We start from the raw sequence: 17,630 nt of genomic DNA, 5'->3' as shown, positions 1-17,630 counted from the left end.
TGTATTGGATATCCATGAAGTCTACTGCTTTGTTTAATAAATACTTTAATAAGAAAAGTCATCATAAGTTAGCTTGCCTAGCTGTATTTGCTGATTCTATAACAATAGTTTATGAATCAGAGCAGCAATGTATAACCGATAGCATTGATATTTCAGGAACTGGGCAATGGGCTGATGCCATTAAATCGTTGCTTGAAAAGCATGACCTTTCTGGTTGTAAATTAAAATTAGTTTTAGGTCATGGTTTATATCAGAGTTTACTTATTGAGAAACCTGATATACCGCGTGCTGAATTACCCACGGCATTGCCTTTTTTAGTTAAAGATCTTGTTAACGAATCTCCTATGGATTTGGTGGCAGACGGTTTTCCGGCGCCATTAAAAGATCGACTTCAAGTTTTTGTTGCTAATCGAAAGCACATAGAACAACTCATTAAAATTTGTGCCGATGCAAATGGTGAACTGATAGCGGTTTCGGCAGAAGAAATAGTATGGGGGCAATTTACGTCTTCATCACTCAGTCAGCTCATTCTTCATCGTCGCTCAAGTGCTGGATTACAATTAACCGCGTTTAAGCAACAGACGTTGTGTTTTCAACGTCAATTACGGGGTTTTACTGACCCGTTAATCGGTTCAGAAAGTGATGCATTACAGCTAGACAATCTAGCACTTGAATTACAACGTTCTCTAGATTTCCTCAGTGCACAATTACGTGATAATCCAATAAACCAACTCGTCATTTCGTGTGATGGTGAAGATGATGCCTTATTAGCACAAGAGCTTAGTCAGCGTTTAAGTGTCTCGGTGAGTGCTATTGCGCCTGCATATTCAACGTTAACCACCAATGCTGCTCGTGTAGCATGGGCGGCACTTAATCAGCTTGATGGCTCTGGCATTAACCTTTATTCAGATGCTTTAAAGCCACAAAGAAATTATCTGACATTGCCGAATGTTATTGCTAGTTGGGCAATTATTGTTGTGGTAATGGCAACATTGACTGGCTGGTACCAGTGGAAAAACTACGTAGTTAAAGAAAAGTTAGCAGTAGAGCAAGCATTACTAACGGCTAAACGTACCGAGCTTGACCGCGCCAAAGCGGCATTAGCGAAGCATGTACCTAGCCCTCTAAAAGTCGAATTAGCGGGTTCGCTAGAGCAAGATTTAGCAGCGAAGCAAGCAACATTAAAAGCGATTGAAAATCATGATGACAGTCTAAAAGTAGGCTATGCCGGAATGTTAAAGCAATTGTCAGATGCGGCAAGCGGTGATATTTCAGTTAATCGAATTCGTGCGACCGGTAAAGCACTCGATTTGGAAGGGTTAGCGCGCAGCCCTGATGCAGTTCCTGGTTGGCTAAAAGCATTTAAACAATACCCATCTTTATCTGAGCGTCGTTTCCAGCTGCTATCACTGGGGCGTAATGAGAAAAATATCGTGACGTTTAGATTATTAGCCGATAGAACGGCGGCACAACAGGAGAGCAAAAAATGAATGGTTGGCAACAATTGAACGACCGTTTTGATCTGCTGACACGTCGCGAACAAATCTTGATACTGATATCTGGTTGGGTTGCATTACTGTTTGTGGGTTTTGTTGTGGTGATTGAGCCAACAATGAAAGATGTTACGTCAGTTAAACGACAACTTGTTTCAGCAGCTAACGAACTCGTGAGTAGTGATAATCAAATTGCCGTGATTAATCGAAAGCTCAACAGTGATCCAAATAATGACGTAGATAAGAAAATCGAACGTTTAGAGCAACAGACGGATAGCTTAAATGAGCAACTAACAGATCGTGTTGCGAGCTTGGTAACACCAATACAGATGTCGGGTTTAATGGAAGAAGTGTTACGACGAACCACACGTTTGAAGCTTGTCTCATTAGAATCACAGGCACCTGTACAGCTAATCAATGGCGATGATGAAGGCTATTATATTCATCCCGTACAGTTAACACTTCGTGGTCGCTACTTTGATGTAGTTAATTATCTCGAGCAATTAGAAGCATTACCGGTGAAGTATTACTGGCGAAGTTTTAGCTACCAGGTTGATAAATACCCTTGGGCTGATATTACGTTAAATGTTTACACTCTAGGCGAAAGTAAGGATTTTATCGGTGGGTAAGTTCAGTTTTATTAGCGCTATTTTAATGATGCTAGCAACCGGCGTTACTCAGGCAAGCCAAGATCCTACCGCACCGCTAGGTTGGAGTGCTCCAGTAAAAAAGCAGACAGCAAAGCGGAGTTATGTGCCGACATTACAAAGCATATTGTGCGATGAGGCAGATACGTGCACTGCCATATTGAATAATATATCCATTGGTGTAGGTGGGAAAGTAAGCGGTTATACCCTGACTCATATTCAAGATGATTTTGTCACAGTGAGCCGTGGCGGTAAGCAGTGGCGTTTGGAATTATTCGCTGACAATATAAAAATAATTGAAAGGTAAGCAGCTAGCATGCGTGGATTAGTCATAGGAATACTTTTAGCCTCTTTATTAGGCTGTTCAACCAATATGGGACATCAAGATCCGGTTGAAATAAAAGAAGCGTTAAATGTTGCTGCAAACGAGGCAAACAGTCGTCCGCTAGATGATTTACCTTCAGCGGTTAATGATGATTTGATGCCGAGCTTTGGCAGTAATGATTACATGGCATCATCAGCTTTAGAGAAACGTTTTCGTGTTAGCGCGCGAAATGTTGAGGCACGTACCTTCTTTGGTAGTTTGGTGAAAGGCACGCAATTAAACATGGTGATCCATCCCAATGTACAAGGTCGTATCTCTTTAACATTACGTGATGTAACGCTAGATGAAGTCTTGGATGTTGTTTCTGATATTTATGGTTATAGCGCCACACGTAAGGGGAACATAATTCAAATATTCCCAGCGACATTGCGCACCGAATCGATTCCTGTTGACTATTTACAGCTTAAGCGCCGTGGCATTTCCCTGACTTCTATCACTACAGGCTCAATTACGAACAGTGACTCAGGCTCATCGAGTTCAAATAGTAGCAGTAACAACAGTAATAGCAGCAATTCGAACAATAGCAGTAACAGCAACTCAGACAGTGGCTCAAACAGCAATAATTCGAGTACAGCTACCGGTGGTACAACGATTGAAACAACGTCTGAAAGCGATTTCTGGTCGCAGTTAGAAAAAGCGGTACAAGCAATGATTGGCTCAGGGGAAGGGCGAACTATTGTTGTTTCACCGCAAGCGAGCTTGATCTCGGTGCGTGCTTATCCGAATGAATTACGTGAAGTGAAAGAGTTTCTTGGTGCGTCGAAAAAGCGGTTAAAGCGGCAAGTTGTGCTTGAAACCAAAATAATGGAAGTCACACTCAGCGATGGTTATCAGCAGGGCGTTAACTGGAGCAATATAACCTCAAGCATTGGTGGTACCGATATTATCTTTGGGCGCACTGGTCCGGCAGCCTTACCGGGTGGTGATGCTATTTCATCCTTGTTGGGTGGGCAAACCAATGTCACTATCAGTGATGGTAATTTTGAGGCGGTATTGAGCTTTCTTGAAACACAAGGCGATCTGAATGTGCTATCTAGCCCGCGAGTGACAGCTGCTAACAACCAAAAAGCCGTGATTAAAGTCGGTGGCGATCAATACTTCGTTACTGATATTTCTGGTGGTGAAGTCAGTGGTGATAACAGCACTTCAGCGCCAGATATAGAACTTACCCCATTCTTTTCTGGTATCTCATTAGATGTTACCCCGCAGATTGATGATGAGGGTGGCGTGTTGTTACATGTTCACCCTACTGTTGTTGATGTGGTTAACGAGACCAAAGATATCGATCTAGGTGCAACATTCGGCGTGTATAAACTACCACTCGCTAAAAGCTCTATCCGAGAATCTGATTCGGTCATTTTTGCTCGTAGTGGTGATGTTGTTGTTATCGGTGGTTTGATGAAGTCAGCAATCAATGATCAAGTCTCTAAAGTCCCTTTCTTAGGTGATATTCCAGGTCTTGGGCATTTATTTAGAAACGTCAATAAAGTGCAGTCGAAAACGGAACTGGTGATTTTGCTTAAGCCGACAGTGGTTGATGATCAGACGTGGCAGCAAGAGATCGAACGATCTCGTGCATTGGTAACTGAATGGTTCCCTGAGCAAGGTTGAGCCATGTATCAGTCTCACTTTAGATTAAATCAAGCCCCTTTTGCTTTAACGCCAAATACGTCGTTATTTTATGCATTGCCTCCTCATTTAGAGGCAATTCAAACGGTATTGTCAGCGTTAGAAATGGGTGAGGGAATTATTCAAATCTCGGGTGAGGTGGGTACCGGTAAAACACTGGTGTGCCGCATGCTGATCAATCAACTGCCAGAGCGGTTTGATCTGGCGTATTTGCCGACCCCAGCAATGAATGGGCATGAACTGCGGGCTGCTTTAGCGAGTGAGCTGAACTTAAGTCGAGATGGTGATAACACCACACTCACTGAGCGTATTCATGACGAATTGATTCAGCGAAAAAGCCAAGGGAAAACTGTAGTTGTATTGCTTGATGAAGCGCAAGCCTTGCCAGACGAGGCGCTTGAAGTTATTCGCTTGCTGGGTAATTTAGAAACGGAGCAAGAAAAACTGCTTCAGATTGTGTTGCTTGGCCAACCTGAATTAGATCAACGTTTGGCACGGCATAATTTACGCCAGTTTCGTCAGCGAATTACTTTTCGCGCTAATTTACGCCCGTTAGATTTGGCTGAAACGATCTCGTATATCGAATACAGGTTGCAACAGGCTGGTTGCCGTAAAGTCTTATTTACCCAGCCTGATTACCGCGCATTATGGAAATCTAGCCAAGGAATTCCAAGAATAATTAATCAGTTATGTCATAAAGCATTAATTGCGGCATACGGCAGCAATCAACGGAAAGTCACGAACAAAGAAGTACTCATGGCAATTAAAGATACATTAAGCGCACGACAACCTAAGTGGACATACCCCGTATTATGGGGGTGGAGTTAAGCATGAGTGAAATAAATAAAAAGCTTAACGAGCTTGCGCAGCAAAACGCAAAAAACACAGCTAAAACGGATCCATTAGTTGCCGCTTATATCAGGCCAGTACCAGCTAAAAAATGGCCATTAGTGGCAGCCGCGGGTCTGTGTATTACTGTGCTATCTGGGGCTGCTGGCTGGTGGTTTGGCCAACAAGGTCAACCGGATACGGCTGTCGTGGCTTCACATGCAGAGGCTGAACCCTCTGTTGTTGAAAAGTCTATTGCTAAAAATCCAGCTGTCGACGTGCCTGTTGCATCAGTTGAAAGCATTGCCACAGCGTCTATATCAGAAGAAAAATTTGAACCTAAACCTGAATCTAAACCTGAAATCAAGGTAGCCCCTAAAGTGGCGCTGCAAGTAAAACCTGAACCTAAGACTGTTGTTGAGGTGAAGGTGAAAGAAATCGCTAACATCACACCAGCTACGCCGAAAAAAGCACTGCCTAAACCGATGCCCATCGCGGTTGAGTATATTGAACGTCAAGAAAATCTTCCTCAAAACGTTGATGAAGAAACGGCATCTTGGGGCAATGATGATGAAGGTTTAAGTATTGAAACGGTGGAACTGAATACCCAGCAACTTGCCGATATTGAATACGGTCGTGCAATGAAATTGCTACAACAAGGTGACAGCAAGAAAGCCATTGTGCATTTAGAATCAGCCATTAAGTACCAGCCAGATCGGATTAAAGTGCGTCAAAAGCTGGCGGCACTGTATTACGGTAAAACGGATACCCGCAAAGCGCTTGCTGTGCTGCAGCAAGGGTTATCACGAGAGGGGGAGCAGCCAGAACTCCGCTTAACTCTCGCCAAGCTCTTGGTGAATGAATCACAACCACAAGCGGCATTAAATGTATTAGCGCGTATTCCTAAAGAAGAAAATGCTGCTTACATGGCGATGCGTGGCGCGTTATCACAGCAGCTTAAAAATAATGCAATGGCGCTTAATAGTTACCAACAATTAGTGAAGTCAGAGCCTTATGATGGACGCTGGTGGATGGGGTTAGGCATTGCATTAGAGCGTGACAGCAATGGTAAAAAAGCAAAAGAAGCGTATCAGCAAGCCTTATTAATGGGGCGGGTATCCGCTAAATCACAACAGTTTATTCAACAACGCTTGTCGTTATTATCAGCAAAAGAGAGCTAAGACGATGCAGATTAGATTAAGAAAACGTCTTGGTGACTTGCTGGTTGATGAAGGCATTGTTGCTCAAGCTCAATTAGAACAAGCACTTTCACAGCAGCAAAGTACTGGGCGAAAGCTCGGCGATACATTGATCAACATGGGGTTCTTAACTGAACAACAGATGTTGTCGTTTTTGTCGCAACAGCTTGATATCCCGTTAGTCGACTTAACGCGCGCTAACATTGATATGGAAGCGGTATCGCTACTATCAGAAGTGCATGCTCGCCGTTTACGTGCATTAGTTATCGATCATCGTGGCGACACCGTTCGGGTTGCAATGAGTGATCCTGCCGATCTTGCGGCTCAAGAAGCGGTGTATAACCAGCTAGGTGAATACCGAGTTGAGTTAGTAATAGCACGTGAACGTCAATTGATTGCGGCATTTGATCGTTATTACCGACGCACGAAAGAAATTGTGTCCTTTGCAGAGCAGTTACAAGCTGAGCACAAAACGGACTCAGTGTTTGCTTTTGGCTTTGATGATGACAACGAAGAAGTCACCGTTGTTAAGCTGATCAATTCATTATTTGAAGATGCGATTCAAGTCGGTGCGTCAGATATTCACATCGAACCTGATACCGATGTACTTCGTATTCGTCAGCGTATTGATGGCGTATTACATGAAACATTATTAAATGAAGCCAGTGTGGCATCGGCGTTAGTCTTACGCCTTAAATTAATGAGTGGCCTCGATATATCTGAAAAACGTCTGCCACAAGATGGGCGTTTTAATGTCAAAGTACGCGGGCATTCTGTCGATGTGCGTGTTTCTACCATGCCAGTGCAACACGGCGAATCGGTTGTAATGCGTTTACTTGACCAATCGGCAGGTATTCTAAACCTCGATGAAGTCGGCATGCCGACAGATATTTTGCAGCGGTTTCGTCGACAGCTAAAACGCCCTCACGGTATGATTTTAGTAACTGGCCCTACGGGGTCAGGTAAAACCACCACGCTGTATGGTGCACTCAGCGAATTGAATAAGCCGGGTAAAAAACTGATCACAGCTGAAGATCCGGTGGAATACCGTTTACCACGGGTTAATCAGGTACAAGTGAACAGTAAAATTGGTCTGACGTTTTCTTCTATATTGCGTACTTTTTTACGTCAAGATCCCGACATTATTCTGGTGGGTGAAATGCGCGACCAAGAAACGGTCGAAATCGGCTTGCGTTCAGCGTTAACTGGCCACCTAGTGTTATCCACCTTACATACCAATGATGCGATAGATAGCGCACTGCGAATGATGGATATGGAAGCCCCCGGTTACTTAGTCGCGAGTGCAGTGCGTGCGGTATTAGCGCAGCGTTTAGTACGTCGTGTATGTCGTGACTGTGGTGAAATTGAAACCCCCGATGCCGCTCAAACCCAGTGGCTAAAGGCGCGTTTTCCTGAGCATCAACACCGTGAATTTCACCGAGGTCGAGGCTGTCAAACCTGTAACTTTACTGGTTACAAAGGGCGTATTGGTGTGTTTGAATTACTTGAAATGAATCAAGCTATGATGGATGCCCTTCGTGATAATAACGCAGTGTTATTTAGTCAGATAGCCCGTGAATCTGAAGGTTACCAACCCTTAGTTGCTTCAGCGATGGGATTAGCACTCGAGGGGCGAACCAGCCTTGATGAAGTACTTATTCTGGGGGACGGCGATCTTAATGATGGCTTTTTGGGTTAGGACATAGTTGATGCCAGTATTTAATTACCGTGGCCGAGGTAGCAAAGGTCAATTACAACGCGGACAAGTAGAAGCGGCTAACCAAGAGGTTGCAGCCGATGTACTGATGCGCCAAGGCATTATTCCTTTAGAGATCCGCCAAGGTAAGGCCAAAGGGGATAGCTTCGATTTTAAGCAACTGTTTCAAAATGATATTCCACTAGAAGCTTTAGTGATTTTTTGTCGTCAGCTTTACAGTTTAACCAAAGCCGGTGTGCCGCTATTAAGGGCCATCAAAGGGTTAGGGCAGAGTGCTAGCCATCCTCTAATGAAAGAAACATTGGATGCAGTTATGACTGACTTAACCAATGGTCATTCATTGTCGGCTGCGATGAAACAGCATCGTCGGGTTTTTTCTGACTTGTTTGTTTCGATGATTCACGTTGGTGAAAACACTGGTCGACTGGATGAATCCTTATTACAGCTAGCTCACTATTTTGAACAAGAAATGGAAACACGCCGTCGAATTAAATCAGCGATGCGTTATCCGTTGTTTGTGATCTCCGCGATTATGCTCGCGATGGTAGTGTTGAATATTAAAGTGATCCCTCAATTTGCCTCTATGTTTGCGCGCTTTGGTGTCGATTTACCGTTACCGACTCGGATCTTAATTGGCACGTCAAATTTCTTTGTTCACTATTGGCCCTTAATGCTGGGTGCCGGAATCGTTAGTACGTTAGCGCTTAAAATGTGGCGACGAACCCCTAACGGTCAAGAACGTTGGGATAGTTGGCGGCTTAAAACCCCTGTGGTAGGCCATATAGTTAACCGTGCTCAGATGTCACGTTTCTCTCGAACTTTTGCCTTAATGATTAGGGCGGGTGTACCGCTGAATCAGGCAATTCAAATGTCAGCAGAAGCGTTGGGTAATCGCTTTTTAGAGAACCGCTTAATTGAAATGAAAAATGGAATCGAAAGCGGTAACAGTATTACCAGTACGGCCACCGATTCAGGTGTGTTTACCCCGTTAGTTTTGCAGATGATCGCGGTCGGTGAAGAGACGGGCCAAGTCGATAACTTGCTATTAGAAGTCTCTGATTTTTACGATCGTGAAGTTGAATACGATTTAAAAACCTTAACAGCACGCATAGAGCCGCTTTTATTGTTGGTCGTTGCTGTAATGGTCTTGATTTTAGCCTTGGGTATTTTCCTACCAATGTGGGGCATGCTTGATGTTGCACGGGGTGTTTGAGCGACTGCCTTTTACTCGATTGAAAGGGTTTATTTGGTTGACACTTATGCTGTTACTAATAGTCGTTCTACTTGGTAAATGGTCACAACTGAATGAAAAACTGGAAGAGACAAAAGTAAAATTGACGGTTAGTAACTTTTATAATAATGCGGTAAGTCTCCGTAATTTATGGGAACTTAATGATAAACCTAATCATATAACCGTTGATAATATAGACTTGAGTTTTACCACGCTTGGGTGGCCAATAGTGGTCGAATCAAGGCAAATAAATTGTACGAAAATGTGGATTTTATTATCTGGTGAACAAGTAGTCTCGCCTTATATAAGTTTGTCTAATAAAAAAACTGTGAACTCAAGTGGTTATAATTCTTGTGAATACCAGATAATTGACGGTAAAGGGCTGGAATTATCGTATGAAAATGAGACAATACATATCGACGGTTTTTTGACGCGAATTACGTTGTAATATTGACAAGAGTATTAATAAAAAATGAAAAAACAAAGTGGTTTTTCCCTTGTTGAGTTAGTGATTGTCATTATCGTTGTCGGTTTATTATCTGCTGTTGCATTGCCACGCTTTATTCAAGTAACAGATGAAGCTAAAAAGTCATCAATTAAAGGTATTGCGGGTGGTTATGCCACTGCTGCATTGTCTGCCCGTGCGCAGTGGGAAGCCTATGGTCGACCAGCCGATGATAACAGCCAGAATGTCGTAAATTATGACGGAACGGTTTTTTCATTAACCAAAGCTATCGCCGATGATTCAGTGCGCGACGGTTATCCATTTGCATTAGAAGCAAGTAACAAAAGTGATGTAAATAGTGTTGATGTGAATGATTGTTTAGATCTGATTAATAACCTATTGCAAAACCCGCCGCTTGCAACGACGTCATCGTCAGATGCAACCAATGGCAACTATTTATTTTACGTCACTGTTGAAGGTTCGGATGCCAGCAAGCAGTGTCGTTATTACCAACTAGCTTCGGCTGGTACCAAGGGTTCAGGTTCAACAGATGTTGAAGCGGGACATTCATTTATCTACAAACCGGCCTTTGGCCAAGTCGAAGTAAATTTACAATAATTAGGAGTGAGTTATGAAACGTCAAGGCGGCTTTACGCTAATCGAATTAGTGGTTGTGATTGTTATTCTGGGTATTTTGGCAGTAACAGCTGCACCACGTTTCTTGAACCTGCAAAATGATGCTCGCGAATCAACGTTGCAAGGGCTGAAAGGGGCAATTGATGGCGCCGCTGGTATTACTTACGGTAAGGCTGCTATTAATGGCTTAGAAGCTGCAAATGCAGCAGATGCGAAGACAGTTGATGGAATTGATATTATCTTTGGTTACCCTGCGGCAACTTCGGCTGCTCTTAATGCGGCTGTAAATGGTATGAATGATTGGAAATTTGTTTCTGAAGGAAATGGTGCAATTGTTTACACCTACGAAGGTAACTCTAAGACTAGTGAGTGTATTATCACTTATACACAAGCTGCCAGTATATCTCAAGCCGCATCAACATTATTTACAACAGGTGATGCGTGTACCGGTACTAAGTAATATATAGATGGCGCTCTTCGGAGCGCTATTTTATAAAGGTATGTTATATCATACCTTTATAAAATAGAACCCACTACTCCTATCAACTCTCACTCAGGGTGAATTATGCCCTACGGCAAGTATAAGCAGCGCGGTTTTACCTTAATTGAATTGATCGTGGTAATTATTTTGGTGGGTATCATCAGCCTAACAGCTGCCTCGCGAATGAGTGGACGCAGCAGTTTCGATGCCTTTATCACTCGCGATCAAGCCATTGCTATTGCCCGTCAAATTCAAATCACCGCCATGCAAGCCACTGGATCTCAAAGAACAACTTTTCCGCTGCGTATAATTGCTGGCACTAATGACCAAACATCTTGCATGGGGTTAATTACAGGCAGCACTTGCCCTATGCAATCTACGGCAGAGACATCGAGCCGAGTATTACAGGGGGAGGTAAGCCGAGTACGTTTTACGTTACCGAGTATGGCCTCAAATACCGTGTATTTTGATTTATTAGGACGACCAGTAAACAGTGCCGGAGAGCGTATTTGTAACGATGGCTGTCAGATCAACTTGCAATCGCGAGACAATAACATTCTTAGTATGTGTATTAACCGTGAAGGTTTCATTGACGAAGGGGGATGTTAATAATGCGACTCGCTGCTCCATCGAAATGTTCAATGCCAACGATAACATCGCAAAAAGGCTTTACCCTGATTGAAGGCATTGTGGCGATCGTTATTATGGGTATTGCCATGGTGACGTTAACCAGCTTTCTATTCCCACAGGCAGAGCGTTCGGCTATCCCGCATTATCAGGCCCGTTCCGCTGCGATTGGCCATGCCATGTTAAATGAAATTTTATCCCGTAAGTTTGACAGTAAGTCAGATCCTAACGGTGACAGTGTGGTCCGTTGTGGGGAGGCAAACCCAAGAACTGGAGATATGGTCGCGTGTACCCCAGCTAAACCTGAAGGTTCACTTGGTGCTGATGATGCTGATAATGAGCTTACTGACGATGGTCTGCTAAAAATCACACTTGCTGACGATGTTGATGATTTTATTGGTTGCTGGGGAACTGAAGCGCAATGCAACAATAGCAGCTTCCCGCGAATTGGGGAGTTAACCGACTTTATTCCCGGAGATGATTATCAGAATATCTGGGCGGAAGTTAATGTCTTTTATGATAACGGTTTCACCGGCACTGACGCTGGTGTAACAACCGATCATAAACGTATTTCTGTTCATATCCGGACTACTCGTTATGGTGATTATGAGTTTATTGCCTATAGGAGTAATTACTGATGAGCCGTGCTTATAGGGCTGAACATGGTTTTACCTTGCTGGAATTAATTATTGCTTTGGTTATTTTGGCTATTATCTCGCTGGGTATCGGTAGTTTCCTTCGGCTTGGTACTGATGGCTATATTAGTGCGGTAGATCGTGAGCGATTGCAATCAGAAGCGCGCTTTGTGATGGAAAGGTTAACCCGTGAGGTGCGCCATGCTGCGCCCAACAGTGTTAGCGTGAATGCTAATGAAACGTGCCTATCTTTTTACCCTGCTTATCTTACTGCCTATTATTTTGACCAACCTTCAGCTACCGCGAGCCAGATAGAAATTGTGCCAAGAACCGATGAGCGGGCTTTATGGACAGCAACTAATGATGACGGGAGCGCTGTCATTCTGAATACTGGCATTGCTGTGGGTTTTACTTCTGCCGAACAATACGGAGAAGTACTTAAACCGACAGCTGTTAGTGCTACGTTATTAGATAATGTGGCTACATTACGCTATACCAATGTGATTGAAAGTCAGTCACCCGCCAAACGTTTGTATCTTTATGGCGATCAGGTTTCTTTTTGCTACGACGGTGATAGAACATTAACCCGTCAAAAAGAGGGCGAAGATGCCGTGGTGCTGAGCAATAAAATTGATGTTTTTGATGTAAGTGCCACAGGAGCAGGGCTCAACAGTAATGGCATTGTGCACATTGCCATTACTGTTGAGGATCCGCGTACGAGCCAAAATGGGTCTCAAGGAGAAACCTCCAATTACAACCACAGTGTGCAGGTGATCAATGTTTTATAAAAATGCTTATCGTAAACAACGGGGTGGTGCATTGATTGTCGCTATCTTCGTTATCGTTGTGATGTCTTTAATGGCCGCTGCGATGATCCGCATAGATTGGTCAAGCCAAGATACCACGACCAGAGAGGTGCTTGGTACTCGGGCGTGGTTCACAGCCCATTCAGGTAATGAAATGATGTTGAATTTATTGTTTCCGATTGGTGTCAGTGGTGCTAATGCCACTGTGTGTAATGGCAGTTCTGCATTTACACCCGCCAATAATTATAACTGTAGAGCAACAGTCACCTGTACACCAAGCTCGGTATCAAGAGCGGGTTCAACAATGACAACGTTTTATCTAGAAAGCACAGCAACGTGCGGTTCGGGTGCATTGCAGGTAACAAGGACACAGGAAACGTGGGCGAAGGATTTACAATGAGCAAATATATGAATATCTATAAACTCATTTCTTTACGCTGTGTATTTGTTCTCTTTTTTAGTCTAGTCAGTGTTGGCACACAAGCTTCGCAGTGTTTGAGCAATGGAGCCACAGTTAATGCTAAGGATGGATTTTGTATTACTGCTAACTTGGTATCGGATGGTAGTAACCGAATTAGAATTGAAGGTGACTATTATTATCATCCAATCTGGACGGATGATAATGATTACTTTGGCTACGGGCAGGGAGTAAATGAAACAGACTATCTTAATGATGGAAAGGAGCATCAATTCCAAGTTAAATTTGTCAATGATGATTCTTATAACTCTAGAAATATATATGGCCAGCTAGAGTACAGTGTTGATGGCACTTATATATCATCGACATTTATTAATATTAGAAATAGGGTAGGTGCCGATAAATTTGACCCTTATATTAATGTCAGAGTATTGGGAGACAGTATAACAGGAACCTGTCTAGCTGAAGGTTCCTGTGGTAGCTTGCCAATACCAGTACCAAAACCTGAATACAATGAAAATGCCCAGTTTGAGTTTGGCTCGGCAACCTGTGATTCATCATCGTGTAGTTTCCCACTAACCAAAGATTACCAATATACCCCGATTGTTATTTTGATGCCGACGATAGGCAAGCAAGATGCGGGGAAGAATGGCACAAACCCAGATAGCGATGCACCAGCCTCTGTTTTTTTGAATAGTATAGATATTAACGCCAAGCAAGTCTCTTTTGATATCAAGCGCCCGACAATTGTGGGAAAGAGTACGAATCAGATGGTGCAGGTCGACTATCTGGTCGTTGAACCGGGAACGGCCGACTTTAACGGCCATACGGTCGTCGCTGGCTACGTTGATACTAACAAGCAGGTTTATAAGAATGGTCCAGGTAAGTCGAATGATAGCGCTTGGTCGGCAGGACGATTTTCTGATTTTGGCTTGAATAATGCGTTTTCATCGAACCCTGTGGTGCTGACTCAGGTGCAGTCAGCAAATAATGATAAATGGTTAACTGCCGCAATACGCAACCAGAGTAGAACGATTCAGGTTATCCCGAAAAAAGGGCTGGAGGTCTCATTAGAGCTTTCCCGTTCTCGGAGCCATTCTCATCAATATCAAACGGAACGAATTGGCTATATAGCGACACTTTCTGGTGGTGGAAAGGTCGACGGTTACAAGTTCAACTTTGGCAAATTTACGACCCCAAATGCCACCGGCAATAAGCCTTTAGAGCTGGGCTGTTCGACATTACATGATTTAGGCTTGGGTGATATATCCAGTGTAGTTGCTAAGAAAATGGAGCGTAACGGTGCTCATGGAGGTTGGTTACGTCGCTGTCGGTTGGACGGTAATAAAGCCAGCTTTGTGGTTGATGAAGACGACAGGGATCGTTCACATTTACCAGAGGATGTTGGTTATTTCACTACAGAAAAAGAAACGATAAATATTTGTGAATACCTAACAGGACCAGCGCAAACTTGGTCTGAAGCGGGGAATGCCAAGCTCGATTGGACGTCGGTGATTGTAAATGCACATAACGGTACTAATATTGGTTTCCCTAGTATCGATAGTCCGCCAGAACATAATAGCAGCTGTGTGAATGGTCGATGTATTGCAACTCCTGATCTGATGGTTGAACAGCCCCCCTTTATTAATTTTACGCCGAGTGGTGATGAGATTATTTTTACCGGTAGTGATGTTGATAAATTAGGTAGCGGTAGCTATGAATCAGTCAATATTGGAGGCAACTCGCGGGTAGAGTTTACTGGTGGCGAATATTGGATTGGCGAGTTATCGATTGGCGGCAGTGCCATCGTTGAAGTGACTAGCGATACCATTCTTAACGTTAACAAGCTTGTTATTTCTGGTAATGCACGATTAAACCACCAAAGTATAGCTGCAGGGTTATACATTATTGCACATAACTCGAATGCCGAGGTTCGACTAGAGGGAAGTAGTAAGTTTAACGCCTTTGTTTTGAGTGAAAACTTGGTACATATGAGAGGAACTACGGAAATTACTGGTGCTGTTACTGCTAAGGTATTGGATATGCAAGGCTCGCCTAGAGTCATCGGTGATATCAGCAGTTGTAAGCCACCTCTAGAGCATGACTATCAGATCATCGTGACTCCAGAGCAGGATTTATCCCTCACCTGCGATCGCCAGCCTGTTGAATTTCAAGTTCAAGACGAAAACGGTGTGCCAGCGGGGAACTACGATGGTCTGGTTAACATCACGAGTTCGTTATCGACCGCCAGCAAGGCTTTTTGGTATCTCAGCGAGCAAGATGGCGAAGACAGTAAGTTGGATGTAAGCCTGACCCATGCTTTTAATGTTGATGGCAATGGTAAGGTGACCCTTTGGCTGAAAAGTGATGTGGTGGGGACTATTGAAGCAACTGGCTCCTTATCGACAGATAGTAGTCAGGTAGCTGTAGGTCAATATGGGTTTGTGCCGTTTAAATTTGAAATTACGGACAGTTACCTACCAGTCGTAGCGGGCAAGCCTGTCGGTATCAGTATCAAGGCAAAGGCGTGTAAAACAGCTAGCAGCGATGAAGTCTCGGTTGGCTATGATGGCAAGCGAAAACTGAAGTTTAGTACAGCCTATAGTGCCCCTAAAACTGGTGATAAGAAGGTCGAACTTCGGGTATCTTCAGCAACAAGTGATTGGTTGGACGATGAAATTGAACTGGATTTTGATAAGGGAATAGCAACTGCAGAGTTAAGGTATTTAGATGCTGGTAAGACAGCGCTAACTATCTATGACCCGCAGTGCAGCCTTACGGCTGGTTGTGAGATATTGCCTGATAGTAAAACGTTATCACAGTATGACATCGGTGACTGGACCCGGCTAGAAGGGAAGCAGTCAGTATGGTCGCGACCATATACTTTTGCTTTGTGTAATGCGGTTGAACCGTATATTGAAAGTGCCACCGGAACCTCAGAAAGTGGGCGTGCGTTTATTGCTTCTGGCGAAAACTTCTCATTAAAGGCCAAGCCAGTTATCTGGACTGATGATGATAGTGGAAGCAATAATATTAACAGTGAGCAAAATGCAACCTCTCCTGTTGACACATCTGGCATGTGTAGCCGCTCAGATACGCCAAACTTTTATAAAAACGATGCCCCTACAGCATCTGTTGCACTGACTATCCCTAGTGGTGACGGGGTTAAACCGCATTCGCCGACCAAAGTTGGTTCTGTCAGCGGAAACCTAACTAGCTTGCCGCTGGGTAATACCCTAATTGAAGGTTCTGCATTTACTGCAAGCTGGGATGAGGTGGGGAGTATCTTGCTGCAGGGCGACACTCAAGCCAGTTATTTGGGAATGGATATCAATATGGGCTATCGCCCTGTAGGACGTTTTTATCCGGCATCTTTCTCGTTAATAAGCACTGAAAGTGGTATTCGATATCCCGATAATCAGAGCTTTGTTTATATGGACCAATCTTTTGAGACCAGAGTAAAAGTCGAAGCGCAAAATGCAGCAGATCAAGCAACGGTCAATTACGGTGATTTCTCTTCAAGCTATCAAGTAGGCCTTGAGATGGAAGCTATCGACAGTGCGATTGAGTTTGGCCCTGTCAATCGCCTGACAGACCGAATTGACTGGAGTGGCCTACCTAAGAGTTGGGAAAAAAATTGGCAAGGCGCCCATATCACCGTTGGCTGGAGCACGTTGATGTTTTTACGTGATATAACCAGCTCAGCTATTCCCCCCCAATTAGCTACGACGACAGAAGATGGTCCGTATGATGTCGCATTGGGTATTTTGCTCGAAGAGCTGAGTCTCGATGAGGCTGAAAGGATCGGCTATCCGGAAATCGATGGCGATATGGATGTGGTGTATTGTAATGGTGATGCGGATTGCCGAGAACCTCGGGCTGCAATGAAGTTTGCAAACTTTAATACTCGTTATGGCCGAATGGTGATGGATGATGCTGCGGGTCGCTCTGATAGCAATATTGCTATTCCGTTGCGGGTTGAATTTTGGAATGGTTTTGAGTTCGAAACCCATCAGCAAGATAACGTATCTCTTTTTGATGGCGATCGCTATTGCGCTCAGATCATTGCTCAGTCAGAAACTCTAGCTAGTGACTCTAAAACTACTGGTAAAGGAAACGTGAATAGCGGAGAAATTTCTTCCGGTCAGTTCGAGGCGGTACCGTACCAAAAAGATGGCAAGCCAGTTGAGGGGTATCGCGAGCAAGTTCGCTTTTGGCAGAAATTGGTTAACAGCACCCCACAAAAGATTAATAACAATGATAAGGATATTAACTGCCAAAGCGGCAATATTGGTAGCACTCCACAGCGTTGGCTGCTTTACAATTGGCGTGGACTTGGTGATGAAAACCCATCAGCCGTCGTCACCTTTGGTGTTTACCGTGGCAACGATAGAATTATTTATCGGGGCGAAAAGGGCATGAATCAGCTGCTTAACTAAATAAAATGCAGATC

At 43.8% G+C, this 17,630-nt stretch carries 15 protein-coding genes; all 15 read left to right on the top strand.

Translation table 11 applies throughout. The features are described 5' to 3' along the window. Positions 1 to 14 precede the first annotated feature (14 nt). The 15 genes from C9J47_RS21920 to C9J47_RS21845 all read left to right on the top strand — a co-directional run bounded on the left by C9J47_RS21920 (position 15) and on the right by C9J47_RS21845 (position 17,616). Positions 15 to 1,490 carry a PilN domain-containing protein gene (locus tag C9J47_RS21920; protein ID WP_107255404.1) on the top strand — a complete coding sequence of 492 codons (1,476 nt, stop codon included), beginning with the start codon at positions 15 to 17 and terminating at the stop codon, positions 1,488 to 1,490. Continuing rightward, positions 1,487 to 2,122 carry a type 4a pilus biogenesis protein PilO gene (pilO, locus tag C9J47_RS21915; RefSeq protein WP_107255403.1) on the top strand — a complete coding sequence of 212 codons (636 nt, stop codon included), beginning with the start codon at positions 1,487 to 1,489 and terminating at the stop codon, positions 2,120 to 2,122. Before C9J47_RS21920 ends, pilO begins: the two co-directional genes overlap by 4 nt. Continuing rightward, entirely contained in the window at positions 2,115 to 2,447 is a 333-nt protein-coding gene (locus C9J47_RS21910) for an MSHA biogenesis protein MshK (RefSeq protein WP_107255402.1), read from the top strand. The genes pilO and C9J47_RS21910 overlap by 8 nt, the downstream gene beginning before the upstream one ends. 9 nt (positions 2,448 to 2,456) lie before the next feature. Then, positions 2,457 to 4,136 (top strand): pilus (MSHA type) biogenesis protein MshL, encoded by a 1,680-nt coding sequence (gene mshL / locus C9J47_RS21905; protein WP_107255401.1) that lies wholly within the window; start codon positions 2,457 to 2,459, stop codon positions 4,134 to 4,136. 3 nt (positions 4,137 to 4,139) lie between these two features. Beyond that, positions 4,140 to 4,982: an ExeA family protein gene (locus C9J47_RS21900; protein WP_107255400.1), complete on the top strand. Its 843-nt coding sequence runs from the start codon at positions 4,140 to 4,142 to the stop codon at positions 4,980 to 4,982. 2 nt (positions 4,983 to 4,984) lie between these two features. After that, positions 4,985 to 6,163 carry a tetratricopeptide repeat protein gene (locus C9J47_RS21895; RefSeq protein WP_107255399.1) on the top strand — a complete coding sequence of 393 codons (1,179 nt, stop codon included), beginning with the start codon at positions 4,985 to 4,987 and terminating at the stop codon, positions 6,161 to 6,163. Between the two features lie 4 nt (positions 6,164 to 6,167). After that, positions 6,168 to 7,880, top strand: a complete 1,713-nt coding sequence (locus tag C9J47_RS21890) for a GspE/PulE family protein (protein WP_107255398.1) — start codon at positions 6,168 to 6,170, stop codon at positions 7,878 to 7,880. Positions 7,881 to 7,890: 10 nt separating this feature from the next. Further along, positions 7,891 to 9,111 (top strand): type II secretion system F family protein, encoded by a 1,221-nt coding sequence (locus tag C9J47_RS21885; protein ID WP_107255397.1) that lies wholly within the window; start codon positions 7,891 to 7,893, stop codon positions 9,109 to 9,111. Between the two features lie 490 nt (positions 9,112 to 9,601). Further along, on the top strand, positions 9,602 to 10,192 hold the full coding sequence (locus C9J47_RS21875; protein ID WP_107255396.1) for a prepilin-type N-terminal cleavage/methylation domain-containing protein: 591 nt from the start codon (positions 9,602 to 9,604) through the stop codon (positions 10,190 to 10,192). 13 nt (positions 10,193 to 10,205) lie between these two features. After that, positions 10,206 to 10,670 carry a type II secretion system protein gene (locus tag C9J47_RS21870; protein WP_107255395.1) on the top strand — a complete coding sequence of 155 codons (465 nt, stop codon included), beginning with the start codon at positions 10,206 to 10,208 and terminating at the stop codon, positions 10,668 to 10,670. Between the two features lie 105 nt (positions 10,671 to 10,775). Beyond that, positions 10,776 to 11,300, top strand: coding sequence for a prepilin-type N-terminal cleavage/methylation domain-containing protein (locus C9J47_RS21865; protein WP_107255394.1), 525 nt, complete (start codon positions 10,776 to 10,778; stop codon positions 11,298 to 11,300). Between the two features lie 2 nt (positions 11,301 to 11,302). Beyond that, positions 11,303 to 11,956: a type IV pilus modification PilV family protein gene (locus tag C9J47_RS21860; RefSeq protein WP_245903580.1), complete on the top strand. Its 654-nt coding sequence runs from the start codon at positions 11,303 to 11,305 to the stop codon at positions 11,954 to 11,956. After that, the gene (locus C9J47_RS21855; RefSeq protein ID WP_107255393.1) at positions 11,956 to 12,741 is read left to right on the top strand and encodes a PilW family protein; all 786 of its coding nucleotides are present in this window, start codon (positions 11,956 to 11,958) and stop codon (positions 12,739 to 12,741) included. Before C9J47_RS21860 ends, C9J47_RS21855 begins: the two co-directional genes overlap by 1 nt. Then, entirely contained in the window at positions 12,731 to 13,159 is a 429-nt protein-coding gene (locus C9J47_RS21850) for an MSHA biogenesis protein MshP (RefSeq protein WP_107255392.1), read from the top strand. Before C9J47_RS21855 ends, C9J47_RS21850 begins: the two co-directional genes overlap by 11 nt. Further along, complete coding sequence (locus C9J47_RS21845; protein WP_107255391.1) at positions 13,156 to 17,616, top strand: DUF6701 domain-containing protein; 4,461 nt, start codon at positions 13,156 to 13,158, stop codon at positions 17,614 to 17,616. The genes C9J47_RS21850 and C9J47_RS21845 overlap by 4 nt, the downstream gene beginning before the upstream one ends. The last annotated feature ends 14 nt before the right edge of the window (positions 17,617 to 17,630 follow it).

The sequence above is a fragment of the Photobacterium indicum genome, from assembly GCF_003026215.1.
Taxonomy (GTDB): Bacteria; Pseudomonadota; Gammaproteobacteria; order Enterobacterales; family Vibrionaceae; genus Photobacterium; species Photobacterium indicum.
This window is presented reverse-complemented; position numbering and strand designations above follow the sequence as displayed.